The 26,717-nt window shown below is 46.1% G+C and carries 20 protein-coding genes, 1 tRNA gene and 1 pseudogene; 13 read left to right on the forward strand and 9 right to left on the reverse strand.

Annotated features, from left to right (window positions below; all coding sequences use genetic code 11):
• Together QUA10_RS10255 and QUA10_RS10260 are read right to left on the reverse strand one after the other, a co-directional pair.
• Positions 1-536 (reverse strand): ribbon-helix-helix protein, CopG family (locus tag QUA10_RS10255; RefSeq protein ID WP_333080345.1); only part of this gene is annotated, 536 nt, incomplete at its 3' end.
• Positions 537-596: 60 nt separating this feature from the next.
• Positions 597-1,115, reverse strand: a pseudogene (locus tag QUA10_RS10260) (hypothetical protein).
• Positions 1,116-1,483: 368 nt separating this feature from the next.
• Here QUA10_RS10260 and QUA10_RS10265 point away from each other — a divergent pair.
• Positions 1,484-1,873, forward strand: coding sequence for a hypothetical protein (locus QUA10_RS10265; protein WP_333080344.1), 390 nt, complete (start codon positions 1,484-1,486; stop codon positions 1,871-1,873).
• Positions 1,874-1,902: 29 nt separating this feature from the next.
• Here the strand turns inward: QUA10_RS10265 and QUA10_RS10270 are convergent, their stop codons facing one another.
• Entirely contained in the window at positions 1,903-2,559 is a 657-nt protein-coding gene (locus QUA10_RS10270) for a HEAT repeat domain-containing protein (RefSeq protein WP_333080343.1), read from the reverse strand.
• A 150-nt stretch (positions 2,560-2,709) separates the two neighbouring features.
• Entirely contained in the window at positions 2,710-3,639 is a 930-nt protein-coding gene (locus QUA10_RS10275) for a phosphodiester glycosidase family protein (protein WP_333080341.1), read from the reverse strand.
• Positions 3,640-3,710: 71 nt separating this feature from the next.
• Between QUA10_RS10275 and QUA10_RS10280 the strand changes: the two genes are divergently transcribed.
• Complete coding sequence (locus QUA10_RS10280) at positions 3,711-4,520, forward strand: pentapeptide repeat-containing protein (protein WP_333080339.1); 810 nt, start codon at positions 3,711-3,713, stop codon at positions 4,518-4,520.
• Between the two features lie 289 nt (positions 4,521-4,809).
• Here the strand turns inward: QUA10_RS10280 and QUA10_RS10285 are convergent.
• Positions 4,810-4,894: transfer RNA gene (locus QUA10_RS10285), tRNA-Ser, on the reverse strand.
• A 214-nt stretch (positions 4,895-5,108) separates the two neighbouring features.
• On the opposite strand from QUA10_RS10285, the gene QUA10_RS10290 reads away from it, so the two are divergent.
• The 9 genes from QUA10_RS10290 (at position 5,109) to moeB (ending at position 12,621) form a co-directional block, all read left to right on the forward strand.
• Positions 5,109-5,477 carry a 2Fe-2S iron-sulfur cluster-binding protein gene (locus tag QUA10_RS10290; protein ID WP_333040827.1) on the forward strand — a complete coding sequence of 123 codons (369 nt, stop codon included), beginning with the start codon at positions 5,109-5,111 and terminating at the stop codon, positions 5,475-5,477.
• Between the two features lie 34 nt (positions 5,478-5,511).
• Positions 5,512-6,027 (forward strand): thermonuclease family protein, encoded by a 516-nt coding sequence (locus QUA10_RS10295; protein ID WP_333080338.1) that lies wholly within the window; start codon positions 5,512-5,514, stop codon positions 6,025-6,027.
• 89 nt (positions 6,028-6,116) lie between these two features.
• The gene (locus tag QUA10_RS10300; RefSeq protein WP_333080337.1) at positions 6,117-6,932 is read left to right on the forward strand and encodes an inositol monophosphatase family protein; all 816 of its coding nucleotides are present in this window, start codon (positions 6,117-6,119) and stop codon (positions 6,930-6,932) included.
• Between the two features lie 101 nt (positions 6,933-7,033).
• Positions 7,034-7,942, forward strand: a complete 909-nt coding sequence (locus QUA10_RS10305) for a tetratricopeptide repeat protein (protein ID WP_333080336.1) — start codon at positions 7,034-7,036, stop codon at positions 7,940-7,942.
• A gap of 456 nt (positions 7,943-8,398) precedes the next feature.
• Positions 8,399-9,634 (forward strand): ATP phosphoribosyltransferase regulatory subunit, encoded by a 1,236-nt coding sequence (locus QUA10_RS10310; protein WP_333080334.1) that lies wholly within the window; start codon positions 8,399-8,401, stop codon positions 9,632-9,634.
• A 144-nt stretch (positions 9,635-9,778) separates the two neighbouring features.
• Complete coding sequence (locus QUA10_RS10315) at positions 9,779-10,006, forward strand: ferredoxin family protein (RefSeq protein ID WP_333054336.1); 228 nt, start codon at positions 9,779-9,781, stop codon at positions 10,004-10,006.
• 148 nt (positions 10,007-10,154) lie between these two features.
• Positions 10,155-10,766, forward strand: a complete 612-nt coding sequence (locus QUA10_RS10320) for a Uma2 family endonuclease (protein WP_333080333.1) — start codon at positions 10,155-10,157, stop codon at positions 10,764-10,766.
• Between the two features lie 123 nt (positions 10,767-10,889).
• On the forward strand, positions 10,890-11,369 hold the full coding sequence (locus QUA10_RS10325; RefSeq protein ID WP_333080332.1) for a M67 family metallopeptidase: 480 nt from the start codon (positions 10,890-10,892) through the stop codon (positions 11,367-11,369).
• Positions 11,370-11,448: 79 nt separating this feature from the next.
• On the forward strand, positions 11,449-12,621 hold the full coding sequence (gene moeB, locus QUA10_RS10330; RefSeq protein WP_190743852.1) for a molybdopterin-synthase adenylyltransferase MoeB: 1,173 nt from the start codon (positions 11,449-11,451) through the stop codon (positions 12,619-12,621).
• A 47-nt stretch (positions 12,622-12,668) separates the two neighbouring features.
• Here moeB and QUA10_RS10335 read toward each other — a convergent pair whose 3' ends face one another.
• The 4 genes from QUA10_RS10335 to alaS form a co-directional block, all read right to left on the reverse strand.
• The gene (locus QUA10_RS10335) at positions 12,669-14,225 is read right to left on the reverse strand and encodes a hypothetical protein (RefSeq protein WP_333080331.1); all 1,557 of its coding nucleotides are present in this window, start codon (positions 14,223-14,225) and stop codon (positions 12,669-12,671) included.
• On the reverse strand, positions 14,212-14,583 hold the full coding sequence (locus QUA10_RS10340) for a hypothetical protein (protein WP_333080330.1): 372 nt from the start codon (positions 14,581-14,583) through the stop codon (positions 14,212-14,214). Before QUA10_RS10340 ends, QUA10_RS10335 begins: the two co-directional genes overlap by 14 nt.
• 253 nt (positions 14,584-14,836) lie before the next feature.
• The gene (locus tag QUA10_RS10345; RefSeq protein WP_333086236.1) at positions 14,837-19,258 is read right to left on the reverse strand and encodes a CHAT domain-containing tetratricopeptide repeat protein; all 4,422 of its coding nucleotides are present in this window, start codon (positions 19,256-19,258) and stop codon (positions 14,837-14,839) included.
• Between the two features lie 352 nt (positions 19,259-19,610).
• Positions 19,611-22,262 carry an alanine--tRNA ligase gene (gene alaS / locus QUA10_RS10350; protein ID WP_333080327.1) on the reverse strand — a complete coding sequence of 884 codons (2,652 nt, stop codon included), beginning with the start codon at positions 22,260-22,262 and terminating at the stop codon, positions 19,611-19,613.
• A 1,123-nt stretch (positions 22,263-23,385) separates the two neighbouring features.
• Between alaS and QUA10_RS10355 the strand changes: the two genes are divergently transcribed.
• Entirely contained in the window at positions 23,386-23,994 is a 609-nt protein-coding gene (locus tag QUA10_RS10355) for a hypothetical protein (protein ID WP_333080326.1), read from the forward strand.
• Positions 23,995-24,000: 6 nt separating this feature from the next.
• Complete coding sequence (locus tag QUA10_RS10360; RefSeq protein WP_333080325.1) at positions 24,001-26,715, forward strand: OmpA family protein; 2,715 nt, start codon at positions 24,001-24,003, stop codon at positions 26,713-26,715.
• The last annotated feature ends 2 nt before the right edge of the window (positions 26,716-26,717 follow it).

Raw genomic sequence — 26,717 nt, forward strand, 5'->3', positions numbered from 1 at the left:
TCGGTAGCCAATTGCTGCTGCAAAGAAGCGATCGAACTTTCGCGTTCACTCAACTGCTGCTGTAAACTTTCGTAACTCGACTTCGCTACTGTTTCGGCTAATTGGCTTTCGAGATTTTGCTTTTCGGTAGCCAATTGCTGCTGCAAAGAAGCGATCGAACTTTCGCGTTCACTCAACTGCTGCTGTAAACTTTCGTAACTTTCTTGCAGCGTATTTGGCTTTACACTCACCGAGTCCGATAGAGTTTCTGCCGTTACAGCCTCATTAATTTCGGTTTCTTCGGCTGTTTCCCCTTGCAAGTGGGCTGCCTCTACCTCCGTTTCTTCACCTTTTTTCCAAGTGACAGTAACTTCCGTCTTGTCCTTAGAAATATCCAGAGCGCCTTGTGCCAAGCGTTCTAGGAGTTCCGACCTTGATATTCCGAGCTTGCGAGCGATCACGTTTAATCGATCGGCACTAGAAGAAGTCAGCGAAAGTCCGACTTTGACTTTACTTTCTGAATTGGAACTAACTACATTGCGATTTTTTTTGACCATTGGCATTTTCCTCATGCCAACCTACACTAATAAGTGTAGTGGCTGAAGCTTCTATTAAAATTAATTCTTGTTACTTACCAATTGTGCCAGCTTCTGTTCCCAATTGAACAAAAATCCGTGAATATACTCTTCGGTCCATTCCTCGCCGTAGAACCGCTTAAACATTCCCTGACCCAGGGTTTTTTCGGCACGATAGCGCAGATAGCACAGTTGAGCTTGTTAGATACTATCTAACTTTGCGCCCCATGTCATCTGTTCGGCGCGATCGGCCAAATCGAAATAAGCCGCCAGATAGTCTTTGAACCCTCCAAAAACCGGAATTGCCACAATTTCCGTTTCCTTGGGGCGATCCCACAGAAACGCCAACGAGAAAAACTGCTTAGCTTCCTCTGGAAAGTCGCCACTCTAGGGAAGGTGCGGTTGATGAGCTTGAAAAATTTGTTCGATCGACCCAGTACACTTAGCTTGGTAGTCAGCATCGCCGCCAAACAGAGGCTGCATATCCAGAGCAATTAAATGGCCACCCGGCAGCGTTACAAAATCCGCGCCAAAAAACGGTTGATAGAGATTACCTGAAATCTATTGCTCCTACTTTATATAATTTTAGACTGCGGCGTGCCGAACAGAAAAACAAGTAGAGAGGTGAAATTTTTCCAGCCAACTACCCAGCTAATGATTCGAGGACATCCTAGATAGAATTCTTTCAATTTGATACAAAAAAAAATACACGTACAGGCATTATTGCTGTAAATTTACCAAGATGGAAACCATGACGATCAAAAATGAGCAACAATATCAGCACACCTTAGATTAGTTGCTGCGATTTTAGCAGTCTGCAGCTGAATTGAATAGTAATGAGAGTTTGAAAGACGAACCTGTGCGATGGCAGTTTCATAGAGATTCAGATCCGAATCAAGTGGACGACCTAAAGTCAGAAATTGCTGAATATGAGCGACTTGTTCAGTGCAACCCAGCAAATTCCGATCAAAGTTCATACTTTCAATAAGTTGCCAGGTACTTTAATTAAAGCTTGCATAGCCGCAAAAATTAGCAAACAAAAACTGGCCCCGATACTAGGAATTAATGCTGAGCGATTTAAGCAATATGAACACACAGATTATCAATGCGCTATTTTTGTGGAAATCCTTAAAGTCAGCACAGCTTTGGGCGTAGAATTTGAAACTGCTGTGATTCTGGTAGGTTTTCAGGAAATAGAAGCGGTTAAAAAAACAGTAGAAAAATGGCGAAAAGAAAAAGTTAATTTAGCAACGGGTTCTCCAGGCCGTTCCACAATAATATTGAGTTTTGACAGAAGGGGTCGGAACTCCCCTTCATAAGGCTGTATAACTATTTATATTGACTGTTTTTAAAGCGAAGCTTCCAAAGTCGCACCTGCAACCCGATGATCTCGATCTTTGGCCAAATAGCTCACAGCAGCGCGAGCTTGAGGATTGTCAAATCTGCTCAGCGCGCGAGCAACTCGCAGCCGAATTCCCCAGTAATCCGAACTTAGTAGAGGTAATAATTGCTGCAATGCCTCTTCTTGCTTCTGGGTATTTGCCAGCAGACCAAATCCGTCAATTGCTGCTTCCTGAACTGGTAAATCTTCGCCGCCAAGACCGATCGCACAAATTTCAAATATTGCATCAGTACACTGCATTTCGTACAGCGGAGCCATGATACTGCGGCGGACGAGCCAATTGTCATCGCGGCGAAAAGCTTCAACTAAATGAGAAATTGCCTCGGTTCCGAACCTTGACAAAGAGTTAGCGGCTTCTGCTCGCACGTTCGGATCCCGATCAAACTGCATCATTTTTAACAGCGCCGCAAAAGCTTCCGCAGTTTGAATCTGCCGCAATCCCATCGCCACGAACGATCGCACCATAAACTCGCGATCGTCCGCTTTGCTCAGCAACATCGGCAGCGCCACCGCAGAATCGCAGTTTCTCAGAGCCGTTACCCCCCGCAGCCTCTCTTGAGAATCTGAACTTTGCAGCGCTGCTTGGATTTCGCTAATTTTCATAAACCAATTATATATTTTTGTTACGTTTCTTTACAATTTTAGCAATTATTCCCGGATTTTGGGCAGATTTAAAAAAACTTTACTGCTGAACAACAAATTTTGTGGGTATTTAAGCGAACTTTTGTATTAGTAATGAAGGCAATCAGTCCCCTATTTATTTGAGTATGCGGAGGCATAATTATTATCTCGCGCGTAAAATCCCAAATGATTGGAAATTGGACGTTCCTGCATGGGAATTTTATTCTGAATCGGAGCATTCAACAGTTTCGCTCCTGACGGCGATGCTACTGCAAAAGTTACCGACCCGCCGCCATCTAAATTCAGCACTGTCTCGGCTCCCAACTGCATCGAAATATCAGTTATTTCGCTCAACTTCAGCCCTTCACTGTAAAGCCTCTGCTTGCCGTCTGCCAGAATTAACCACAACTTGTCGCCTGTTTTGTTGATCGCCGCGACTGCACGGGGATAGGGTTTATCCTGTTTGCGTTCTTCCTGGCTTTGTGTTACGGGTTTGCCATTTTTCACCAGCAAAGTATCTCCGGCAACTCCATAGGCTGTTCCCGAAGGACAAGTGCCGTTTTCGATTATTTGAGCGCGGTTTTTGGCATCAAAACAAAGGGCGGGAAAGCCTGAATGTGGTTGAGAATAAGCTTGGCTTTTGGCAAGGGCGTGTCCGACATTATTTACTCGATCGCCACTGCGGGGATAGTAATCCCAAGGTGCTTCCTCGATGCAGGGATAAAAAAAATTGCCGTTAACTGCTAATTGCAATTTAAATTCTTTCAGGAATTCAGTAGCAGTGCGGGCATTGGTTTCTGTTAAATCGGCTGTTGGGTTTCCGGGAGTGACAAAAATTCCTATTCCCGGCGCTTTTAGGTCGATGCTAACAATGTGAATTAGGGTGGGACGCGGATTAGTCCGAAATTCCCTGCGGTAGGCTATTCCTTGAAAGAGCGATCGGGCTTCGTTGGTTTGTTGGGGACGCAAAAAGTAGGGAATGTTGTAGAGTAGTATTGGTGCGAGCAATATTCCGAGACCGAGAATATGCCAAATTTGTTTGAACGTGGGCCGATAAGTCATACCATTTTAGATTTTAGATTGGGGACGGAAACACTAACAGATTTATATATTTTCCAGCATCCTCTACTAATATGAAGTATTCGGATTGCCATAATTTTAGCAATCAAATTTTACGAAATCGATCGTTCCAAGGACAACTTCTTAACGGTGCTGATTTTAGTGGCGCGGATGTTCGAGGCTGCAATTTTAGAAATGCTCAGTTAGCGGGTGCGAATTTTATCGGTGCAAAAATCGGGCTTTCTCGGCGACAGATTGCTGTTTTGAGTGCTGGGGCGATCGCGATTTGTTTGGTTGTGGGCGATGTTCTGACTCGAATGATTCTGGGAGCCCAAGGACAACTACCGGACTCTCCCAGTTGGCCTTTTGTTCTGTTGCTGTACGGGGTTTTGAGCGCTGCTGGTTTCGCTTCGGCGATCGCCAGCAAACAGCCAAAAACCTCAAAAGCAGGTGGAGTGGCACGAACAATTTCTGCTATTCTATCAGGAGCTTTATTGGGATTTTTCTATGCTGGCACTGCAACTAATAATAATTCCCAGGCTGCTATTGCTGGAATGTCGATCGGCGGGGTGTTAATGTTTTTTGTGAGTTGCCGGATTCGTAGCCAATTTGCACAGGTGGCGATCGTATCGGCTGGAAGTGTGGCGACTTACGCAGCGGCTTTTTTGTTCAGTGCAACGGCGAGTGCTTTTCTGAGCACTAACAAACTGTTTTGGGGTATGTGTTTTGGTTTGCTGTCGCTGCTGTATCTTTGGTTTGCGTTTGTGTCTTTCTCGGCGATTGTTCGAGAGATTAGAAATGCTGAGGGTACTTCGTTCAGAGGGGCAAATCTCGCTGATGCTAAGTTCGATATAAATTACCTGTATCTAAAATCTAAAATTTAAAATCTAAAATTCCCAGACTGATATTCACACAGCAATTGATCCAGCAGAAAGCGACGCTTTGCTGCAAAAGGTGCCGATTGGTGTAGGTCACTATGGTTTTCTACTATTGGCATTATATCGGGGCGTTTATTCTCGGGGCGATCGCCCGTAATTTACACTCAAAAATATAAAAGCGAGATCCCTGGGTTTTTATAAAATAATTCAAGGGATCTCGCTCTAATCAAAGTATTTATCTCATATCAGAGATTTTGTTTGCAAGCTGTTTTTTTTGCCTAAACAGCTTGTTTAACGGAGAGGGAGGGATTCGAACCCTCGTTAAGTTGCCCTAAACACACTTTCCAGGCGTGCGCCTTCAACCGCTCGGCCACCTCTCCAGGGCTAAATTCATTCATTTAGCCACAGCTAAACTATCTTAGCAGAACAAATCTGATTTGGGAAGGGGTAACGACATAAATTTGCTGTTTAATATGGGTAGGGTGTGAAACGGGTAGGCTTGGGTTCTCCTGCCGGGGTCGCAAACCCATTTATTTCAAGGATCTTGCCGCACCAACCCCAATCTAAAATCTAAAATCTAAAATCTAAAATTCCATGACTAACTCTTACACAATTAAAATTCATAACAGACAGACAGGCGATCGCCACACCGTGCGAGTACCCGAAGACCGCTATATCCTCCAAAGTGCCGAAAATCAAGGAGTAGAATTACCATTTTCCTGCCGCAACGGTGCTTGTACCGCCTGTGCGGTGCGCGTCAATTCGGGGGAACTGCACCAGCCAGAAGCAATGGGGCTGTCTGTGGAACTGCAAAAAGAAGGTTATGCCCTGCTGTGCGTCAGCTATCCCCGTTCCAACATTGAGGTAGAGACGCAAGACGAAGACGAAGTGTACGAACTGCAATTCGGCCGCTACTTCGGCAAAGGTAAAGTTAAAGCCGGTTTGCCGTTGGATGAAGAGTGAGGCAACTTGATAAATTATCAACTACCAATTATCCATGCTTTATCGATTATGTGCGATCGCCCTTTGTCTGTTGTTAGCTAGCTGCCAAAAACCAGAAATGCCCCAAGGTACGATGGCCAAAGTAGAAAGGGCCATCAGCGGGCAAACAATCGAAGTTATCAGTACAGCCGACAAAATAGCCTTATTAGAACAAATCAGGCTGATTGGTATTGATGCGCCGGATTTAAAACAGCAGCCTTGGGGAGAAGCAGCCAAACAAAGACTAGAACAGCTAACTACGGGAAAACAGGTATTGTTAGAATCCGATATCGAAGAGAAAGACCAGTTCGATCGCAAACTAGCCTACTTGTGGCAAGATAAAAATTTGCTCAACGAACAGCTAGTCAAAGAAGGTTATGCCCTGGCCTCAGTGCGATCGCCCAACACCAAATACCAGCAGCGACTCGTGAACGCTCAAGAATGGGCGAGACTCATGGGTAAAGGCCTGTGGAATCCAGAACGAGCATTGCGCCAAACTCCCGCAGAATTTCGCCAGCAAAATCGGCAGTAGTCAGTTGACAGTTGACAGTTGGCAGTTGACAGTTGTCATTGGAAGTAATTCCCAATTCCCAATTCCCAATTCCCAATTCCCAATTCCCAATGACAGACAATCAACTGCAAAACTTCTTAGAAATAGCCACCGAAGCAGCCCTAGCCGCCGGTTCCGCCCTGAAATCTTTCTGCGGAAAATTAGAAAAAATTCAAGAAAAAGGTCGATCGGGCGATTTAGTCACAGAAGCCGACAAAGCATCAGAAGCCGTCATCTTAGAAATTCTGGGCCGCCACGTACCCGACCACGCCATCCTCGCCGAAGAATCCGGCAAATTAGGGGATGCCAGCAGCAAATACCTGTGGGCGATCGACCCTTTGGACGGCACAACCAATTATGCTCACCAATATCCTTTTTGGGCCGTGTCGATCGGACTTTTAATCGACAAAATACCACAAATTGGAGTAATTTACGACCCTTTTCATAATGAATTGTTTCGGGCAGGCAAAGGATTGGGAGCAACCTGCAACCGTTCGCCGATCAAAGTTTCCCAAATCTCAGAATTGAGAACCAGCTTGCTAGTCACTGGCTTTGCATACGATCGGCGGGAAACAGCAGACAATAATTATGCCGAATTCTGTCACCTCACCCACCTCACCCAAGGCGTGCGGCGCAGCGGTTCCGCATCCTTAGACCTCGCACACCTGGCGATGGGGCGATCGGACGGATACTGGGAACGGGGACTCTCCCCTTGGGACGTAGCAGCCGGTGTAGTGATCGTCTCCGAAGCCGGAGGTCAAGTTACCGCTTATGACGGCAGTCCCTTTGAGATGAACTCGGGTCGGATTTTGGCCACAAACGGCAAAATACACGCCGAACTCAGCAGCGCACTGCTAGCAGTTCCTCCCTTATCTTCTTGGAAGTAGCGCCCCCCAGCAATAGATCGGGGGTAGTACGGGGGTCAGAACCCCTTGACTCAAGCTACATTAAAGAATAGTGAAAAGCCAGGAAAGGAAGAGTAAAAGTTATGTCTTTTGAAATGACAAAAGGGCTGTTCAAGTATGACTTTACAGATCAGCACGCAATTTTGGGAATTCCCTTAGACGCCGAGTTTAACGACATCCGCAAGCGCTACATGAAAATCGCCCGCCGGTTGCATTCGGATACTTGCTCTTTTGAAAGCCAAGCCGATAAAGATTGGGCTAACCAATTTTTGTCAAAAGTAGTCAATCCGGCTTACAACAAATTTTCCAAGGAAAGCGATCGCAAAGAATACAGCCTGCTATTAGGAGCCATCGCCAAGCGCGTCGTTAAAGAACAGGCGAAAATGCAAATTGAAAGCGAAGCAGCCAAACAGTTGGCTACCGCTCAAAATTGGGAAGAAGCTTACAAAACAGCAGTTAGCAAACTCGCTCTCAAGCAGTACGAATCAGTTAAGGAAACCGAAGATGCGATCGCTCAAATTAGCGAACTCAATATGGTTTACCTGCTGCGAAAAGAGCGCCTTGGCGGTGGTGCGGCTACACCCATAAAAGATGCAACCCCAATAAAAGATGAAACCCCACCCCCACCCCCACCCCCAACCACAACTCCAACCACAACCACAACCCCAGACTCGCAGACTGAAGCCTATTGCCGCCGAGCTCAAGGATTCATGGACAGCAAAAGTTACGCCAAAGCAATTTTAGAGTTGAAAGAAGCCGTGAAGCGCCAGCCAAAACACAGCAAGGCCCACGCTTTATTAGCAATGTGTTACCTGGAACAAAATCAAGCCACAATGGCTAAACTTGAGATGAACAAAGCTTTGGCATCAAATCCTGAAGAACCGACGGCTTTGGAGGTTAAGAAAAAGCTGGAACAAGCTTCTGCCAAAGCAAAAAAAGGTGACGAGAAACCAGGATTTTTTGCAAGTTTGTTTGGCGGTAAGAAGAAGTGAGAAGTGGTGATTTGTGAGTCTTGAATTTTGAGAAAATGGTGAAATGTACAGCAGTGGAGTGACCTCGATCAAAACAATCAAGACTTGGTGAGATCAAAGCCGGTGACATCGGAATTATACCGTCAGTGCGATCGTCCCGCGATCGCGGCTGCTCCAGAAAGAGCGCGACGCTTGCACTGACGGGGAAAATGATTATTCCCATGCAAACCAAAACGCTATCACGCCTTAATTTGTTAAAGTCGAAGGTTAAGCTTGCCTGATTCGACTTTAACAGCCTCCCCTAAAGCTAAGCTTCTAAGCCCAATCTAAAATCTAAAATCTAAAATCTAAAATGGATATGACACCTTAATTTGTTAAAGTCAAATGTTAAGCTTGCCTCGTTAGACTTTAACACCGTCCATAAAGCTAAGCTTCTAAGCCCAATCTAAAATCTAAAGTCTAAAATCTAAAATTGATATGGTTCACCAACCCCCATCCGGTGCAAGAGATTTATTGCCCCTTGACGTTGCTCAAAAAATTTCGATCGAACGGCGCTTACAGCAGGTTTTTCACCGCTGGGGCTATCACCGGATTATTACTTCTACTCTAGAAAGGCTGGAGACATTGATGGCGGGGGGCGCGATCGACCGATCAACCTTAATTCAACTGCAAGACGCCGAGGATGGAGAACTGGGTTTGCGGCCGGAATTGACAGCATCAATCGCCCGCGCGGCTGCAATGCGGATGGCCGGGACTCGCTGGCAGCCTCAGCGACTCTACTACAACGCTAACGTGTTCCGCAAAGGTCCAGATACTGGCTCAGGCGGGCAACAGGAGTTCTATCAAGCTGGCGTAGAGCTGCTCGGCGCGGGGGGGACGGTTGCGGATGCGGAAGTGCTGCTGCTGCTGTCTGAGTGCTTGCAGAGCTTGGAAATTGATGACTGGCATTTGGTTTTGGGAGAAGCGGGCTTGACTGCAAGATTGCTGGAACCGTTTCCGCCAAACGTGCGCCAAAAAGTTCGGGGGGCGATCGCCAATCTCGATCGAATTGCCTTGGAAACTTTGCCGCTGTCAACGGAATTGCGAGAAAGAGCTCTGCTTTTATTTGACTTGCGCGGTCGCCCAGAAGAAGTGTTGCCAATTGTTGCCAAGCTGGATTTAGATTTGCCGCAGCAAGCCGCGTTAAATAATCTCAAATCTGCGATCGAATTGCTGCACCAATGTCAGTCAAAAATTCCCAATCTCAAATCTCACATTCACCTCGATTTGAGTTTAATTCAAACATTTGACTACTACACTGGAATTGTGTTTGAAGTTGTCAGCAGCAGCAAGACAGGACAGCGAGTTTTAGGACAAGGGGGACGCTACGACCAACTGTTGGGACTGTTCGATCCCCAAGAGCAAAATTCCCCCGGCATCGGGTTTTGTCTGAATATTGAAGATTTGCATCAAGTGTTGCTGACAGAGGGGCAATTGCCCACCCAGACGCCAGCTAGCGACTGGTTGGTTGTGGCTCAAACTCCTGAAGCTAGTGCCGCCGCGTTTGCTTACGCTCGCAAACTCCGAGAGTCTACTCACCTAGTTCGGGTAGAAATAGATTTAGAGAGTCGGGAGACAGCAGAGTCGGCGCGGGAATACGCGCGCGATCGACGAATTGCTCAAATTGCTTGGGTAAATGCCGAAGGATTGCCAACAATTGAAACGGTAAATTAGGCTAATTGGTAATTGGTAATTAGTAGTTGGTAATTGGTTAAAAATCACCGGATATGATATTATGTATCCTGCTGATTGAGAGAAGGTTTTGCCAATTGCTAATTGCTAATTCCCTATCTACCTAAAATCTTTTGAGAGAACACTATGGCACACACTATTGTTACGAATATTTGCGAGGGAATTGCTGATTGTGTCGGCGCTTGTCCGGTTGCTTGCATTCACCCCGGCCCCGGCAAAAATGTCAAGGGTACTGATTGGTTTTGGATTGATTTTGATACCTGCATTGACTGTGGTATTTGTTTGCAGGTGTGTCCTGTCGAAGGTGCGATCGTTCCAGATGAACGCCCTGAGTTGCAGCAAACTCCGACTTGATTGCATTAATTAACTTCATCCGTAAGGTGCGCTGCGGCGCACCCTACATTTTTTTATGAACCGCAGAGCGCGCAGAGGACACAGAGAAGAAGAGTGAGAAAGAGCCTAAAAATCTAACCTTTAGATATTTAAGTGCAGGTAATTAATTATGTTACTTTTAGATCCAAAAACTCTCGAACCGGCTACCGAACAACGCATTATTTTATATGATGTGAGTTGGGAGCAATACGAGCAGCTTTCTGATATGTTTGTCGATGAATTCCCCAGGATGACTTACTTGGAAGGAACGTTAGAAATTATCATGACGACTTCGCCAGAACACGAAAGGCTCAAAAAAATTATTGCCCGGTTGATAGAAACCTATGCGGTTGAAAGACTCATTAATCTCAACGGTTACGGAAGTGCTACGTTTCGCCGCGAAGTTGTGAGACGGGGTGCGGAACCAGATGAGTGTTACTGTTTAGGTTTACTTGCAGAAGTCCCGGATATTGTGATAGAAATTGCTCTGACTAGCGGCGGCGTTGACAAGTTGGAGGTGTATCGCGGTTTGCAGGTTCCTGAAGTCTGGTTCTGGGCTAACGAGCAATTTTCTCTTTATCATTTGCGGGAGTCTGGTTATGAGTTAATTTCGAGGAGTGAATTTTTGCCTGAGTTAGACTTTTCTGTATTGAGTCAATATGTAGGATATGTTAACCAAACTGAAGCTGTTATTGCTTATAGAACTGTTTTGCAAACAGCTACAGGAATGTCAAATCAATAGACATCTCCAGAAAAGCCAGTATTGAACAGGCAAGATGCCTGTTCCACAATTAAAAAAAAGCCTGTGAAGCGTAGCTATCCCGCAGGGAATCGCACTTTACAAAAAAATCTACACTAAAATCCTATGCAGCCGATCGCACTTTCCGACTCTCACATTTTATCCATCCGCACCCACGCCGAAAGCGCTTATCCTGAAGAATGCTGCGGTTTGTTGCTCGGTCGAGTTACTGGCGCTGTTAAAACTTTGGTAGAAGTTTGGCCGACTGACAATGCTTGGAGTTCTGAGGCTGAAGAGAATTGGCCTGACCAAAAAGAATTGACAGAAAGACGCAGATATGCTATAAGGCCCGAAGATATGTTGCGGGCGATGAAACACGGGCGCGATCGCACTCTGGATATTATCGGTATATATCATTCCCATACGGATTGTCCCGCAGTGCCCTCAGAGTGCGATCGGACATTAGCCTGGGCCCAATACTCTTACATCATTGTGTCAGTCCGACAAGGCTGTTGGGAAGACCTCCGCAGTTGGAGTCTTGACGGAGAGGGGAACTTTCAAGCAGAGGAAATTCTCCCAGTGGAACCGACCGAGATTAAGAAATAATTAGTAAAAATAACAAACACGTAAAAATGCGAAAGATTCAGATAGGATATAATTCAAAATCTGCGCTACACACAATATCATGCTAAATCCTAATCTGGACGAGATCCAGCTCAACAAACAAGAATACGAACGCTACTCTCGCCACCTGATCCTGCCAGAAGTTGGATTGGAAGGGCAGAAGCGTCTCAAAGCTGCCAGCGTGCTCTGCATCGGTACGGGAGGTCTCGGTTCGCCGCTGCTGCTGTATTTAGCCGCCGCCGGTGTTGGCCGCATTGGGATTGTAGACTTTGATGTTGTAGACCATTCCAATTTGCAGCGGCAAGTAATTCACGGCACTTCTTGGGTTGGGAAACCGAAGATTGAGTCCGCTAAAAATCGGATTTTAGAAATTAATCCTTTTTGTCAAGTTGATTTGTACGAAACTCGCGTTAGTTCCGAAAATGCGATCGACATTGCCACTCCTTACGATATCATCATCGACGGCACGGACAACTTCCCGACTCGCTATTTGATGAACGACGTTTGCGTGCTTTTAAACAAGCCCAACGTCTACGGTTCCATCTTCCGATTTGAAGGACAAGCAACAGTTTTCAACTACGAAGGCGGCCCGAATTACCGCGATTTGTACCCGGAACCCCCGCCCCCTGGCATGGTTCCTTCTTGTGCAGAAGGCGGGGTTTTAGGCGTTTTGTGCGGAGTGGTCGGGTCTATCCAAGCAACGGAAGCTATCAAGATTATCTTGGGTCAAGGCACTACTTTGAGCGGCAGATTGTTGCTTTACAATGCTTTAGATATGACGTTCCGGCAATTGAAACTGCGGCCGAATCCAGTGCGCCCGGTAATTGAAAAGTTAATTGATTACGAACAATTCTGCGGCATTCCTCAAGCAAAAGCGCAGGAAGCAAGTCAGCAAACGCAAATTCCTGAGATGACTGTCACGGAACTTAAAGAGTTAATCGACAGCGGTGCGAAGGATTTTGTATTGTTGGATGTTCGCAATCCCAACGAGTATCAAATTTGTCAAATTCCTGGGTCGGTTTTGGTTCCTTTGCCGGATATCGAACACGGCGCAGGTGTTGCCAAGGTCAAGGAATTGTTGAACGGCCACCGCTTGATTGCACACTGCAAAATGGGCGGGCGTTCTGCGAAGGCTTTGGGGATTTTGAAGGAAGCTGGAATTGAGGGGATTAATGTTAAGGGCGGAATTACTGCTTGGAGTGAAGAAGTAGACCCATCTGTACCTCAATATTAAGCTCAATCTTTTTCTGGGGCGGGTGATTTGCCCGCCCGGAACCGGGATTATTGGGGGGGCAACTGTTTATTTCTATTTAGTAGATTCTTGAACTTACCTAGTAGATTCTTGGAATTGGCACTCAACATAACCACACCCCAAACTAGAGCCCCGGCACCGATACTAATCAACAATACGAAGGCAAAAGAATTAATTCCCACCTTCAGGAAAGGCAAAGGCAAAGCAACAATTTGATTCGGCGGGTCTTGTTTAATCAAATAAGGAGAACTGCCAGCCACTACCCCGGCTACTCCCAAACCAAAGCCGACAGCTTGAATCGTTACCTCTAGTTTGGCATTCCGATAAGCTTCTTCGATCGCCACAATAGCTCTAATTGCCTCGGTTGCTTGGTCTAGCAAGCCGGAACCGTGTTTGAAATAGCCTAAATCTGCTTGAATCTGCCTTTGAAACTGCGGGCAAGTTTCTTTACTGAATGTTTCGAGGAAACTTAAATTGGCATCACTATCATTGTACTTTTTAGCTGCTTTGATGTCAAGACTTATTTGATTTAATTTATCTTGGTAATTTTGGGCATTAATGGCGATCGTATTTTCGCGAAACTGCAAATCAATCAGCATTCGGGCATACTTCACAGCCCGAGGCGGCATCTCAATCATCTGAGTTTCCAAATATTTTAATCCCTCCTCCTTTAAACCCGCACCTTTCGATGGCCTCTGCTGAGGTTGATCTCGCTGCAAATACTTAAAAGTCTTGTCAATATCCAGTTCAATTTGTTTGTATTCCTCGCGAGTCACCAGGTAAAGCTTGCGGCTGTCGTGATAAGCGCGAAGAATTTTATTTCGGTACAAAAACAAATCCATAAAATCGCTGTACCGCGTCTCATCCCAGATTTCATCAGTTGCAGAACTGTTGAAAAACCAGATAATAATGTGACAGTAACTATCGGGCTGACTCGGATTACCATACTCCAAAATCGGACTGCCGAACAATTCGCTTTGACGGTAAAAATCCGGCAGATTTTTACCGGAAATAAACTTTTCCAGACACTGTTTGCCTAAAGCTTGGAGAAACTGCGAATCTGCCCGCGCCGCCTGATTTTGTTCGACACTCAGCCAAGCTGTAAGCAGCAGAGTTTGCCCGAAATAACTCTGCACAAAATCCGGCAGCAAGCAGTTATCGGGATTAAATTCCTTGAAGATGCTAACATCGACAGCAGGTGTTTTAATGCTGTTAACTTTTTCAGGAACAAAAATTTTTAAACCCAGGGCATAGCTGTCCTCAATTCGCAGCGGTTGGGCAAATCCCTTGAGAGTAATTTGCTGATTTTCAACCGAAATCTCCTTAGCAAAGGCAATGGAATTGCGGTTGCCAACAAACTGTTTATTAATCAGGTTAACTCGGAAGCCGACAGGTTCCTCTTTTTTGTGCAAATAGCTGTCATTAAATTTTGTAGTGACTGCTAATTTAGTTTGCAAAATCTCATCGCACTTCTGCCACAAACTGGCGAATTCCACAGGCGAAGTAGACTCTGATTCTAGGGCGTTGCAGAGGTGAAAGGCAAATAAATAAACGTTGGGGGCATAGATTGTGCTACTTGGAGTCATTGCTGGTATCTGATTGATTACTTGCTGCGCTTTGTTGAAGCTTTCTGTAGCTATCTTCAATGCTGGTACGCAGGGTTTGAGTGATATTGATTCCTGGCCGTCTTGTACTTGGGGTGGGTTCGCCCGCATCCTCGAAATCTTTTTTGTTTTTGGCTGCAGCAATTTTTAATTCCTCTCCCAATTGATGACGGGCACACCACTTGCTGATAGCCATAGCAATAGGAAACAATTGATCGTCTGCGAATTCTCCCATTTCTGTTTTTAATTCGGGTAAATCTTGCCATGCTGTCGGCATGAAAATACTCGGATTTTCGTGCAGCCATTGGAGAAAAGCATTGATAATTTTGTCAGGTTCCATTGTAATTACTCCCGTGATATAAAAATATAAATTCGTAGGGGTGGCTTTCACCAACCATAATTGGCTGAAATCGACAATCTCTCAAACCCGCCCCCACCAAACGAAAAATCATCATCTACATTTTAACATTCGATGCAAATTTCAGGTTGATTTGGGTTATTGGTGGTGGGTGGCGGGTTTATCTAGATTGTTAGTCATCGTTATATATTGTTTGTAAAAGCCGCCCCTACAAAATCCTGATGGCACGCCTAACTTAATATCCCGTCGCACAGAATGCCGCCCAATATTTCGGATCGCGGAACGGCTGTTCATGACTCGAAGACGCTAACCACAATGCCATACTTTCTCTAGATTTTTTATCTAAATTTAACAATCCTACCCAAACTCGAAAATCCTCCTCACTCACCCCGCGCATCCAGTTTTGTGCCGCATTTAAAGCGACTGCTACTGAATCTGCCTGCGGCAATTCTTGATAAAATTTAATCATTAAAATTGCTGTGGCAAAATCATCGACAGCCCACAGACTGCTGACAACATTCATGCTACCGGCATACAAGAAGCCGCTGGGTAAACCAATGTATTCATCGGTCATTGCGGTTGAGTCGGTTAACCCGGTTTCGCAGGCGGAAAGTGTGACGAGACTGCACTGCGGTAACTGCAAATCGGCAAAGATTTCTCGCAGGGTGAGGCATTGTTCTGGGATGGCTTTTCTGCCGCTGCGTAGGGTGACATAGCGCTGTTTTTCAGCGGGCTGATTTGACTCTGGGGGCGGGGGTGAGGTTTGCGGTTCCAGGGAATCGGCTAAGACTAGGGATGACAGCAGCGGATAGTCAAAGTTGAATACGCCGTGACAGGAAAAGTGCAGGTAACGGGTGTTTGAGAGGTTTTCTCGGTTTTCGTTGAGGGCGGTTTTTGTGGCTTGTTTTCTGAGTAAAACTTGATGCGGATTGAATTGGGTTTTGATGGTTTCTACTTCCATGTCCGCGTTGAATAAATCTTCGGTGGGATTCTGGAGGGCAAATAGTTGTAGCTGATTTGGTGGGGGGGAGTTTCTGGTGGTGATGCGATTTTTTACGAGTTCCAGCAGTTGCAAGCTGGGGGCGTATTTCACGCCTGCGGGGAAGCTGTCGAGGAGGTAGCCGCGAAAGTTGGTTTTTTGTTTAAATCGGGTTTCTGAGGTGAATTGTAAGGCGTGGAGGGGGAATAGGTGCAGGTAGCGGTGGGGTACTAGGATTAGTTGTTTGCAGTTGGGGGGGATGTGGGCGATTATCTCGTTTAGCCGCAGGATTTCGGAGAGTTTTTGGAGTTCTTCGGATAGGGTGTTTTGCCAGGTTTTGTTGGTTTTTTTGTTGCGGTATTCGTCGAGATAGTTGTTTTTCCAGGTTTCTAATTCGGCTATTTCGGTTGTGGTATATGTGACTGGTTTTATGCTGTCGCGGGTGATGATGAAGGCCGACCCGCCCCAGCTATCGTCGGAGTTGGAGTTATTGCCGATGTACCATTGTATGATTGCTGTTTCGGTGTCTAAGGTTTGTTGGAATTTGGTGATGTCGATGGGTTCGACTTTTTGAGTTAGGGTGAATTCTGGTTCTCGCTGTTTTATCTGTTCCAGCAGTTGTGTTAGTTGCTGTGATGTTGTTTCTAATTTGGCTTTTTGTTGTTGGAAATATTCGGGGCTGAGGCTGCGGGTTTGGGTTGTGCGTTGTGAGGGAGAGTCTTCGGGAACCCCCCCCGGCCCCCCCTTGGTAAGGGGGGGAGAAAGAGGAGGAGGAGATGGGGTTTCTGTTTCTAGGAGTTGTTGGGAGGCGGCGATTTGGCGGCGCAGGTTTTGGAGTTGCTGTTTCTCGGTGTCGGTGGCTGTTTTGGGGTAGATTTCGCTGTTGGTGAAGAGTTCGACTAGGTAGCGGGATTTGCTGCGTTCGATTGTTTGCAGGGCTTTGTCATATTGTTGGTGATTGATGCAGGATTGCACCATGTTTTCGTAGATGTCGAGGTTTTTTTCGATGATTTGTCGTTTGCGGTTTTGGGATGTTACCCACTCGCGGGTTTGTTCGACTGCTTCGATGGCTTTTTCGTAGCCGAAGATGGCTGTTTCCCACAAACTTTCGGCAAATCCTAAATAGCCTAAGTTACCCCCACTTCGCAGACAGTCAAGGGGTAAGGTGGTAGGAGTGTAAACTTGTAAAGCACCTTTTTGACATTTAATCGCCCTTTCTATATTCTCTCCCCTGTCTCCCTTGATTCTGTCCCTGTAAGCAATTGCCAAATTATTTTGAGTCTGAGCCCAATCTTGGGGAAAAGCATCGCGGGTGCGAACTTGTAAAGCACCTTTTTGACATTTAATCGCCCTTTCTATATTCTCTCCCCTGTCTCCCTTGATTCTGGAATAGTAAGCAAGTGCCAAATTATTTTGAGTCTGAGCCCAATCTTGGGGAAAAGCTTCGCGGGTGCGAACTTGTAAAGCTGCTTTATAAAATACGATCGCCTTTTCTATATTCTCTCCCCTGTCTCCCTGGATTCTGGAATAGTAAGCATTTGCCAAATTATTTTGAGTCTGAGCCCAATATTGGAGAAAAGCTTCGCGGGTGCGAACTTGTAAAGCTGCTTCAGAAAATGCGATCGCCCTTTCTATATTCTCTCCCCTGTCTCCCTGGATTCTGGAATAGTAAGCAGTTGCCAAATTATTTTGAGTCAGGGCCCAATCTTGGGGAAAAGCTTCGCGAGTGTAAACTTCTAAAGCTGCTTCATAAAAGGCGATCGCCCTTTCTATATTCTCTCCCCTGTCTCCCTTGATTCTGTCACTGTAAGCAAGTGCCAAATTATTTTGAGTCCCAGCCCAATCTTGGGGAAAAGCATCGCGGGTGCGAACTTGTAAAGCTGCTTCAAAAAATGCGATCGCCCTTTCTATATTCTCTCCCTTGTCTCCCTTGATTCTGGAATAGTAAGCAAGTGCCAAATTATTTTGAGTCGTTGCCCAATCTTGGGGAAAAGCATCGCGGGTGCGAACTTGTAAAGCTGCTTCATAAAAGGCGATCGCCCTTTCTATATTCTCTTCCTTGTCTCCCTTGATTCTGTTTCCGTAAGCATTTGCCAAATTATGTTGAGTCGTTGCCCAATATTCGGGAAAAGCATCGCGGGTGCGAACTTGTAAAGCTGCTTCATAAAATATGATCGCCCTTTCTATATTCTCTCCCTTGTCTCCCTTGATTCTGGAATAGTAAGCAAGTGCCAAATTATTTTGAGTCAGGGCCCAATCATGGGGAAAAGCTTGGCGGGTGTAAACTTGTAAAGCGGCTTCAAAAAATACGATCGCCCTTTCTATATTCTCTCCCTTGTCTCCCTTTATTCTGTCACTGTAAGCAGCCGCCAAATTATTTTGAGTCTGGGCCCAATATTGGGGAAAAGCTTGGCGGGTGTAAACTTGTAAAGCTGCTTCAAAAAATACGATCGCCCTTTCTATATTCTCTCCACTGTCTCCCTGGATTCTGGAATAGTAAGCAAGTGCCAAATTATTTTGAGTCGTTGCCCAATATTGGGGAAAAGCTTGGCGGGTGTAAACTTGTAAAGCGGCTTCAAAAAATACGATCGCCCTTTCTATATTCTCTCCCCTGTCTCCCTTGATTCTGTCACTGTAAGCAGCCGCCAAATTATTTTGAGTCAGGGCCCAATATTGGGGCAAAGCTTCGCCGGTGTAAACTTCTAAAACAGCTTCAAAAAATACGATCGCCCTTTCTATATTCTCTCCCCTGTCTCCCTTGATTCTGCCACTGTAAGCTTTTCCCAAATTATTTTGAGTCCTTGCCCAATATAGGGGAAAAGCATCGCGGGTGTAAACTTGTAAAGCTGCTTCAAAAAATGCGATCGCCCTTTCTATATTCTCTCCCCTGTCTCCCTTGATTCTGGAATAGTAAGCATTTGCCAAATTATTTTGAGTCCCAGCCCAATCTTGGGGAAAAGCATCGCGGGTGCGAACTTGTAAAGCTGCTTCAAAAAATGCGATCGCCCTTTCTATATTCTCTCCCCTGTCTCCCTGTCTGGAAAAGTAAGCAAGTGCCAAATTATTTTGAGTCCCAGCCCAATCTTGGGGAAAAGCTTCGCGAGTGTAAACTTCTAAAGCTGCTTCATCAAAGGCGATCGCCCTTTCTATATTCTCTCCACTATCTCCCTGGATTCTGGAATGGTAAGCAAGTGCCAAATTATTTTGAGTCTGGGCCCAATATTGGGGAAAATCTTGGCGGGTGCGAACTTGTAAAGCTGCTTCATAAAAGGCGATCGCCCTTTCTATATTCTCTCCCCTGTCTCCCTTGATTCTGGAATAGTAAGCAATACCTAGACTATTTTGAAAACTTGCCCAATCTTCTGAGTAAGCTTCGCGGGTAAAAATAGTTAATCCTATTTCCAGACAAGCAATCCCAATCTCTATGTTGCTTCTGTGACTGCCTTGCTGAAGACTTGAAATTTCTAGATTTAAATTGTATAAAATATTGGCACAATATTCGGCTATATCTGCCTCCAAGTTGGGCAGGGTTTCTGTTGCCCACTCTCGCAAATATTCGGCAAAATCATCGTCTAATAATTTTAGATGGGCTTGCAGGATGGCGGTTTGTTCTTCGCTGGGACAGGTGAGGAGAGATTCAATCAGGGTGAGATAGGCTTGGCGGCGTGGTTGGTTCATTTTTGACTCCCCATGCTGGTATGATTTTACATTTTTTGCGGGGGAAATCAACCATAGTCCGGACAGTTTTGAGTTCATAGTCTGAAACCCTAGATTTTCCGTTGGTAGCCGATCGCGGAACCGCCTTGAAACCCTTATTCTACGGTTGGCAATCAAAAACTGTCCGAAGTATTGATCGAGGGAGTTTTTAACCGCAGATGTTGGCGGATGGACGGGGATGGACGCAGATGTTGTAGGGATACGGCATTGTTGTGTCGGGCGCGGGACACCGCGCCGTGTTTGTACAAAGTTGGTGTTAAATTTGGTGGCGAATTACGACATGGCAATACCGTTTCCCTACAGAAAACCCAGACTAACCCAAGCCTTCAACTAACAGATTGCGAGCACTTTCCAACGCTTCCTGCAACTTACTTGCATCGCGTCCCCCAGCTTGCGCCAAATTAGGCCGCCCGCCGCCTTTTCCGCCGCAAATTTGAGCAATTCCCCCGATAAACTTGCCAGCTTGCAATCCTTTCTTATTGACTTCGGGACTAAAAGCTGCCACCAAACTTACCTTATCCGGTTCAGGAATTGAGGCCAAAACAACCGCAGCATTTCCTAACTTTTGCTGCAACCTTTCCGCCGCAGTTTTCAGCGCTTCCGTATCCACATCTCCCAATTGAGCTACAATGATTTTGAATTCGCCGATCGCCTCCGCCGCACTCAGCAACTGGTCTGATTTCGCGATCGCCAATTCCGACTTCACAGCAGCCAAATGTTTCTGAGTATCCTTCAACTCATTCTGCAAATTAGTAATCCGGTTCGGCAATTCTTCAGGCTTCGCCTTAAATCGATCGCCCAAATCGCGCACCACCTTATCCCGCACGTTCAAATAGTCCAAAACAGCTTGACCGGAAACCGCTTCAATCCTGCGAGTTCCCGCCGCTACGCCCGCTTCGGAAACAATCTTAAACAGCCCGATTTCTGCGGTATTGCTGACGTGAGTTCCGCCGCACAATTCCATCGAAACGCCGGGAAAATCGATCACCCGCACTACGTCGCCGTACTTCTCGCCAAACATCGCAGTTGCGCCTTTTTCTCTCGCAAGGGCGATCGGCATTTCTGCAACGACCGCAGCGTGCGCCTCAGCAATCCAACTATTAACTAAATCCTCAATTTTCTGCAACTCTTCTGCTGTGACAGCGCGCGGAGAATTGAAATCAAACCGCAATCTCTCAGACGATACCAGCGAACCAGCTTGCGAAATCGAATCGTCCACAATTTTCCGCAAAGCTGATTGTAATAAGTGAGTTGCTGTGTGGTTAGCCTGAATTCGGCGGCGACCGCTGTTGTCAATTTTCGCAGTAATACTATCGCCAACTCTCAGGGTTCCCCGTTCCACCAAGCCGAAATGCACGAAGAAATCAGATTCCTTCTTGACATCCTCAACTCTTACCAACAAACCATCACCATTATCTCCGCTTTTCAAATAACCTTTATCCCCAATTTGTCCGCCGGATTCAGCATAAAACGGCGTTTGGTTCAAAACAACTTGTACCTCAGTGCCGGCGGCTGCTTCATCCACAGATTTGCCGTCAATCAAGATAACTTCCACCTCAGCTAAACTCGACAATTCAGCATAACCGACAAACTCTGTTCCCTGGATAGTTTCAGCCAACTTATCCAAAGAACCCTGCACGGTTAAATCGATTGTTTGGCGAGCATCTTTAGCGCGAGTTTGCTGTTCCTTCATCGCCGCTTCAAAGCCGTCCAAATCCACAGAAATTCCCTGTTCCTCAGCAATTTCTTGAGTCAGTTCTAAGGGGAAACCGTAGGTATCGTAAAGAGTGAAAGCATCTTGGCCGCTGATTTGTTGGTTTGCTTGCTGTTTTGTGCGATCGACAATTTCCTCCAGCAGCTTCTCTCCGCGTTCCAAAGTCTTGAGAAACTGCGCTTCTTCCCTTGCCAATTCCGCCTTAATTTGAGCTTCCCGCTGCCGCACGTTCGGATAAGCAGCTTCCGAAAGGGCGATCGCACTTTCAGCCACCCGCACCGTAAATTCGCCCTGAATTCCAATCAGCCGCCCGTGGCGCACCACCCGGCGAATCAACCGCCGCAAAATGTAACCTCGACCAACATTCGACGCGCGAATTTCGTCTGCAATCATGTGCACCACAGCCCGAATATGGTCGCCAATTACTTTCAGCGAAACCTTGACTTTTTCATCGCTATTGTGGTAATCAATTCCGGCAATTTCCGCCGCCGATTGAATGATCGGAAAAATCAAATCTGTTTCGTAATTATTGGGGACTTTCTGGAGGATTTGCGCCATCCGTTCCAGTCCCATGCCCGTATCAATATTTTGATTTTGCAGCGGTGTTAAATTGCCCTCTGCATCTTTATTGTACTGCATGAAAACCAGGTTGTAGAATTCAATAAACCTGCTATCATCTTCGAGGTCAATATTGTCGCCTCTCTCTGGGTGAAAATCATAGTAAATCTCCGAACACGGGCCGCAGGGGCCAGTCGGGCCGGATTGCCAGAAATTGTCATCTTCTCCCATGCGCTGAATGCGATCGCCCGGAATGCCAATTTCATCGCGCCAAATCGCAAAAGCTTCGTCATCTTCTCGGAAAACGCTAACAACCAAATTCGACGCTGGTAAACCGAAAACTTCCGTGGAAAGTTCCCACGCCCAGGCGATCGCCTGTTTCTTGAAATAATCCCCGAAACTGAAGTTGCCCAACATTTCAAAAAATGTGTGGTGGCGGGCGGTGCGGCCGACGTTTTCGATGTCGTTGGTGCGGATGCACTTTTGAGAAGTCGTGGCGCGCGGTGATTCGGCGGCGCGCTGTCCGAGAAATATCGGCTTGAATTGTAGCATTCCGGCGATCGTCAGCAACACCGTCGGATCTTCGGGCACCAAAGAAGCACTCGGCAAGATCTTATGTCTCCGCTGAGCATAAAAGTCGAGGAAGGTTTGGCGGATTTGGCTGCCACTGAGAAACTTAGGAGAAATAGACATGACAAAAACACTTAAGTATGTAAAGATGTAGCAACAATAGAATTTATAGGACTTACGCACGGGTGTCCAGAAACCCGGTTTTTAAACCAAAATACTTGCTTAAAATCCTCAATCTGGGTAGAAAAACCAGGTTTCTTGGTTACGAGTGCGTGAGTGCTAACTTACATCTATTTGGAGATTCATATCATTATACTTAGTAATGTAAAGACCTATCAACTTTTGCAAATAGTGGTTTACTCCTCCGAAAAGCCATGCTAACTTAATAATAGACACCGGGACAGAAAGAGAAAGGAGGTCACTATATTTAGAAAGAAAGTTCAAGGATATAGGCATGGTGTCTCCGGTCTAGATTCCCAGGCGCAGCAGAAATTAAACGAACACAACTTGGAATAGTGGCGAACTGCCGATCGAGCAGTCAAGCCAAACCGCAGTCAAGTAAGACTTAGTTGTCGTTGCGGATTAAAAGTAAAGCTGCACAAGTTGTAAACCCTAGTAAGTAACAGTTCTCCACCGGAAACACATTTCGTTTGTTAGAAAAAACAAAGCTCTCATATTATTGGGTCTGATCGCTGTCGATCGGGCCCTATGAATTTTTCGGCGATCGCAGGAGAAGAGGCTTCCAGGGGTACAGAGGTGCCGAGTTGGGCTGTATAAGTGCTTTGTGCTCAAAGGCTACATCCCTGGGAGCCGATCGGCGAGCGATCTGTGCAGCTTTTGAGTTATATTATATATAATAGGACGTGGGCGCCCGCCCCCGCCCGCTTTTTGCCGTGGATCAAGCGCTGTGGTATGAGGCACTGTCAAGATGCGATATCATTGAAGATGTCAGTACAAGACATTAAAATCTACCCCGCTGTCCTGTATAGCAGCAAATCTACGCTTCTCTGAGCTTGCTGCAAGCAAAGGATCGCCAACCGCCATTTTTGGTGAAAAGACCAGGCTCAAAATTTTGAATCTCAGGATATTTAGAGTCAAGACTCTAAAAAATCCCATCTCCGACGCAGGGGTGAGAGTTCAAAAAATAAAAGCCCGCCCACTCAAAAAAGCTAGTCCCACCAACAACGGTAGTAAATCACTAGCACAGTTCTTAAACTCACAATCTCCGGAGATTCTAGGTACAAGCATGGCCGAAATAACTAAAGAAGAAATGCGCGAACGGCTGGGAAATATTGACCAGATCCGGGATATAATTTTCGGAGCGCAGCTTAGAGAATACGACAATCGCTTCGATAAAATAGATTCCGACTTGTCGATGATGCAGCAAGATATGCAAACTCGCATCGAACAAGTAAAAACAGTTCTTTCAGGAGAAATGAGGGCTGCAGTTGATTCGTTAGAGAAGAAAGTTAAATCGCTCACCTCAAACACCCAAGAAGAAAGCGCAGACATCCGTCAGCAAGTCGATCGCGTTAACCGAAAATTATCCAGCAGCATTGAAGCCCTCGACGAGGCTATTGACAATCAAACCCGTTCGCTTCGCGACGAACTCTCCCAAACCAGAGAGCGACTATCTGAAGAAACCCGCACTTTGAAAACACAGGTTTTTGAAGAACTCGACCGTCGCTTTTCTATGCTCAGAGATGTTAAAGTTTCTAGAGACGACATGGCAGAAATTCTGTTTGAACTCGGCATGAGGCTCAAAGGAACAGAATTTGTACCCGAACTTAAAGGCGTTGCTGATAATAAGTTAAATAACGAATTTCTGTTGCCAGAGCGCCACCATCACGGATAATAACGCATGGCTTTACCGAAAGAAAATCCGGCTGACGAAAATGAGTTAGAGGGTTTTGTTTCTCAACCTGACGAGTCCGCTGCCGATGCAGCAACCCAGCTAGAACCCTTGCTGAATCTGTTAGTCGATCTCAAAATTATTGCAGGTTCCAACCAGCAAAATGCAGAGCCCGAAGATGACAGCAGTGGCGAAAATAATCAAGCTGGGGCCCTCGGCGGGTTGATGGATTTGTTAGGTATTTCTGAGCAAGCGCCAGAGGAAGTTGCAGCGAGTGTACCCGAAACTGGATCTCGCAAACCCCAGTCTGGCGATGCCCCGCCTGTTGCAGACGAGTTCAAAAGTTTGCTATTCGCTACTCACAAACTCAACACTTCTGAACTGGAAAAAGGCTATTCCTCAGCTAAAACTATAGATGTTTCCGCGATCGCCCAGCCGGATTTGGAGGAGGAATCACAGCCTGTCCAAGAATTGTCTAACTGGACAAGGAAAGATTCTCTACAGGAAGGACAGGCTCAAGAATCCCACAAGTTCGATCGGCAACAAGATATTTCCCCTCCCGAAACCGAGTCAAAATCCTCGGAAATTCCCGATAATCCCATAGTTTCCCCAGTCTCAGACTCACCAGAAACTGCAGATTTAGATCCGGTGGTTGCTTCGCTTCAATCGATGCCAAACTTGGTGGAACAGCCGACACCGATATCGCAGCCAGGAGAAATATTAGGTCAAATTAAACAGGAGTTAAATGAAGCCGACAGCGCGATGGAAAGGCTGCAAAATCTCATGTTCGGCTCGCAAATCTCGGATATCGAGCAAGTGAAAAGTCTGCTGGCAGAAAACGATTTGCCGGGGGTGCGCCACCTGATGGCAACAATCGACGATAAATTAGAAAAATTAGAGCACCAAATCTACGAGCCCCAAGAGTTGATTGAGTTGATGTTGCCTTGGATCGCAGAAATTCTCAGCCGCAAAATTGCTGATTCCAGAGAAGAAGTTGTCAACGCGATCGTCCCAATTATTGACGAAGTGATTAGGGCAAAAACTCAGGAAAACAAGTCGGCAATGAGTGCGGCAATAGCTGAGCTGCTTCCCGACGCACTTGCTCAACAAATAGTGAATTCGCCAGCGGATATTGCTAAGGCGATCGCCCCAGAAATCGGTCTGGCGATTAAAGAGCAAATTCGCCTCGACCAAGAGTCGATCGCTCAAGCCCTCGCCCCGGAAATGGGCAAAGCGATTACAGCCCAAATAAAACTCGAACGCGACTCTATGGTGGATGCGCTCTATCCCGTAATTGGCAGTACAATTTCCCGATACATGGCAGAAGCTATCAAGACAATCAATGAAAAAGTGTCCAATGCCATCAGCGTCGAAGGGTTCCAGAGAAAAATTCGCTCCAAAGTACAAGGAGTATCCGAAGCGGAATTAATCCTCCAAGAATCAGTACCCTTTACCGTCCAAGCCGCATTCTTAATTCACAAAGCATCAGGCTTAATAATTTCCGAAGTTCAAAACTCAGAAAGCTACCAGTTAGAATCAGAAATGGTAGCAGGAATGCTCACAGCTATTCGCAGCTTTGTTAACGACTGCATCGTGCAGCCGGGAGAATCTTCCGAACTCAATCAAATTGAATACGGCGCCTCAAAAATTCTGCTAGAAGTAGCGGGATATTGCTACATGGCCGTCGTGATTAAAGGAGAACCGCCAAACTTGTTCATCCAAAAAATACGACAAACCGTTAGTAATCTCATTCTTAATTATGGTCAAGTAATTCACGAGTTTAACGGCGACCCCGATACTATACCGGAGTCGCTGCACCCGTGTATAAAAACTTTATTCGACCCGCTACAAGCGGAAAAATCTACAAAACCCCCGATCGCCCTAGCTGCTATCAGTTTAGCCGCATTGAGCTTAATCTTAGTACCTTGGGGAATTTATCAGTACCGCAGCAGCGTTGAGCGCCGCCTCGAAGCAAATGCCATCGCAGCTTTAGCATCCACTCCCGAATTAGCAGTTTACCGCTTAGATGTGGCAGTTGATGGCAAAACTTTAAAGCTAACCGGAAAGTTGCCAAATCAAGAATTGCGGGCACAAGCCGAAAAAATAGCCGCATCAACTGCACCGAAATTGCAATTAGATAATAGAATTATAGCTGTAGATGTCCCCCCAGATCCAGTTTTGACGGCGGCTGACGTGCAGCGGATTACCGCCGTTTTGAACCAGAGAGAGGGCGTTTCTATTTCTACGCGGTATGGCGATCGTAAACTTACAGTAGAGGGCACAGTTAGAGACGGTGCAGACGCACAGAAAATAGCTCAGTCCCTGAAGCAAATTCCCGGTGTTCAGTCGGTCATCAGTACGATTAAATTAGAGCCGCTGAAGATTACAACCCGCATCTACTTCGAGCAAGGAACGACAAAATTAGACTCAACAGATGAAGAAATCATCGCCACTGTCAAAAAATTCATGGATCAATATCCTCAAAAACAGATTAAGATAATTGGGCACAGCGATCAAAGTGGAGAACTTGCTACAAATCAACAGTTGTCGCTCAGGCGTGCCACAGCCGTGCGAGATGCTTTAGTGCGGCAAGGTGCTGACCCAAAGCGCCTCCAAACGGTTGGCATCCCCCATCCTCCTGCCGACGTGGAACCCAATCAACCACGGATTTTAAGCAGATGCGTCGTATTTGAACCAATAACTAAGACCATAAACAGTAAATAATT

The sequence above is a fragment of the Microcoleus sp. Pol8_D6 genome, from assembly GCF_036700965.1.
Lineage (GTDB): Bacteria > Cyanobacteriota > Cyanobacteriia > Cyanobacteriales > Microcoleaceae > Microcoleus.

What these genes read in the sequence shown, in the direction of transcription:
- QUA10_RS10265 (WP_333080344.1), top strand. Translation starts at nt 1,484, where the DNA reads ATGAGCGACTTGTTCAGTGCAACCCAGCAAATTCCGATCAAAGTTCAT.
- QUA10_RS10270 (WP_333080343.1), bottom strand. Translation starts at nt 2,559, where the DNA reads ATGAAAATTAGCGAAATCCAAGCAGCGCTGCAAAGTTCAGATTCTCAA.
- QUA10_RS10275 (WP_333080341.1), bottom strand. Translation starts at nt 3,639, where the DNA reads ATGACTTATCGGCCCACGTTCAAACAAATTTGGCATATTCTCGGTCTC.
- QUA10_RS10280 (WP_333080339.1), top strand. Translation starts at nt 3,711, where the DNA reads ATGAAGTATTCGGATTGCCATAATTTTAGCAATCAAATTTTACGAAAT.
- QUA10_RS10290 (WP_333040827.1), top strand. Translation starts at nt 5,109, where the DNA reads ATGACTAACTCTTACACAATTAAAATTCATAACAGACAGACAGGCGAT.
- QUA10_RS10295 (WP_333080338.1), top strand. Translation starts at nt 5,512, where the DNA reads ATGCTTTATCGATTATGTGCGATCGCCCTTTGTCTGTTGTTAGCTAGC.
- QUA10_RS10300 (WP_333080337.1), top strand. Translation starts at nt 6,117, where the DNA reads ATGACAGACAATCAACTGCAAAACTTCTTAGAAATAGCCACCGAAGCA.
- QUA10_RS10305 (WP_333080336.1), top strand. Translation starts at nt 7,034, where the DNA reads ATGTCTTTTGAAATGACAAAAGGGCTGTTCAAGTATGACTTTACAGAT.
- QUA10_RS10310 (WP_333080334.1), top strand. Translation starts at nt 8,399, where the DNA reads ATGGTTCACCAACCCCCATCCGGTGCAAGAGATTTATTGCCCCTTGAC.
- QUA10_RS10315 (WP_333054336.1), top strand. Translation starts at nt 9,779, where the DNA reads ATGGCACACACTATTGTTACGAATATTTGCGAGGGAATTGCTGATTGT.
- QUA10_RS10320 (WP_333080333.1), top strand. Translation starts at nt 10,155, where the DNA reads ATGTTACTTTTAGATCCAAAAACTCTCGAACCGGCTACCGAACAACGC.
- QUA10_RS10325 (WP_333080332.1), top strand. Translation starts at nt 10,890, where the DNA reads ATGCAGCCGATCGCACTTTCCGACTCTCACATTTTATCCATCCGCACC.
- moeB (WP_190743852.1), top strand. Translation starts at nt 11,449, where the DNA reads ATGCTAAATCCTAATCTGGACGAGATCCAGCTCAACAAACAAGAATAC.
- QUA10_RS10335 (WP_333080331.1), bottom strand. Translation starts at nt 14,225, where the DNA reads ATGACTCCAAGTAGCACAATCTATGCCCCCAACGTTTATTTATTTGCC.
- QUA10_RS10340 (WP_333080330.1), bottom strand. Translation starts at nt 14,583, where the DNA reads ATGGAACCTGACAAAATTATCAATGCTTTTCTCCAATGGCTGCACGAA.
- QUA10_RS10345 (WP_333086236.1), bottom strand. Translation starts at nt 19,258, where the DNA reads ATGAACCAACCACGCCGCCAAGCCTATCTCACCCTGATTGAATCTCTC.
- alaS (WP_333080327.1), bottom strand. Translation starts at nt 22,262, where the DNA reads ATGTCTATTTCTCCTAAGTTTCTCAGTGGCAGCCAAATCCGCCAAACC.
- QUA10_RS10355 (WP_333080326.1), top strand. Translation starts at nt 23,386, where the DNA reads ATGGCCGAAATAACTAAAGAAGAAATGCGCGAACGGCTGGGAAATATT.
- QUA10_RS10360 (WP_333080325.1), top strand. Translation starts at nt 24,001, where the DNA reads ATGGCTTTACCGAAAGAAAATCCGGCTGACGAAAATGAGTTAGAGGGT.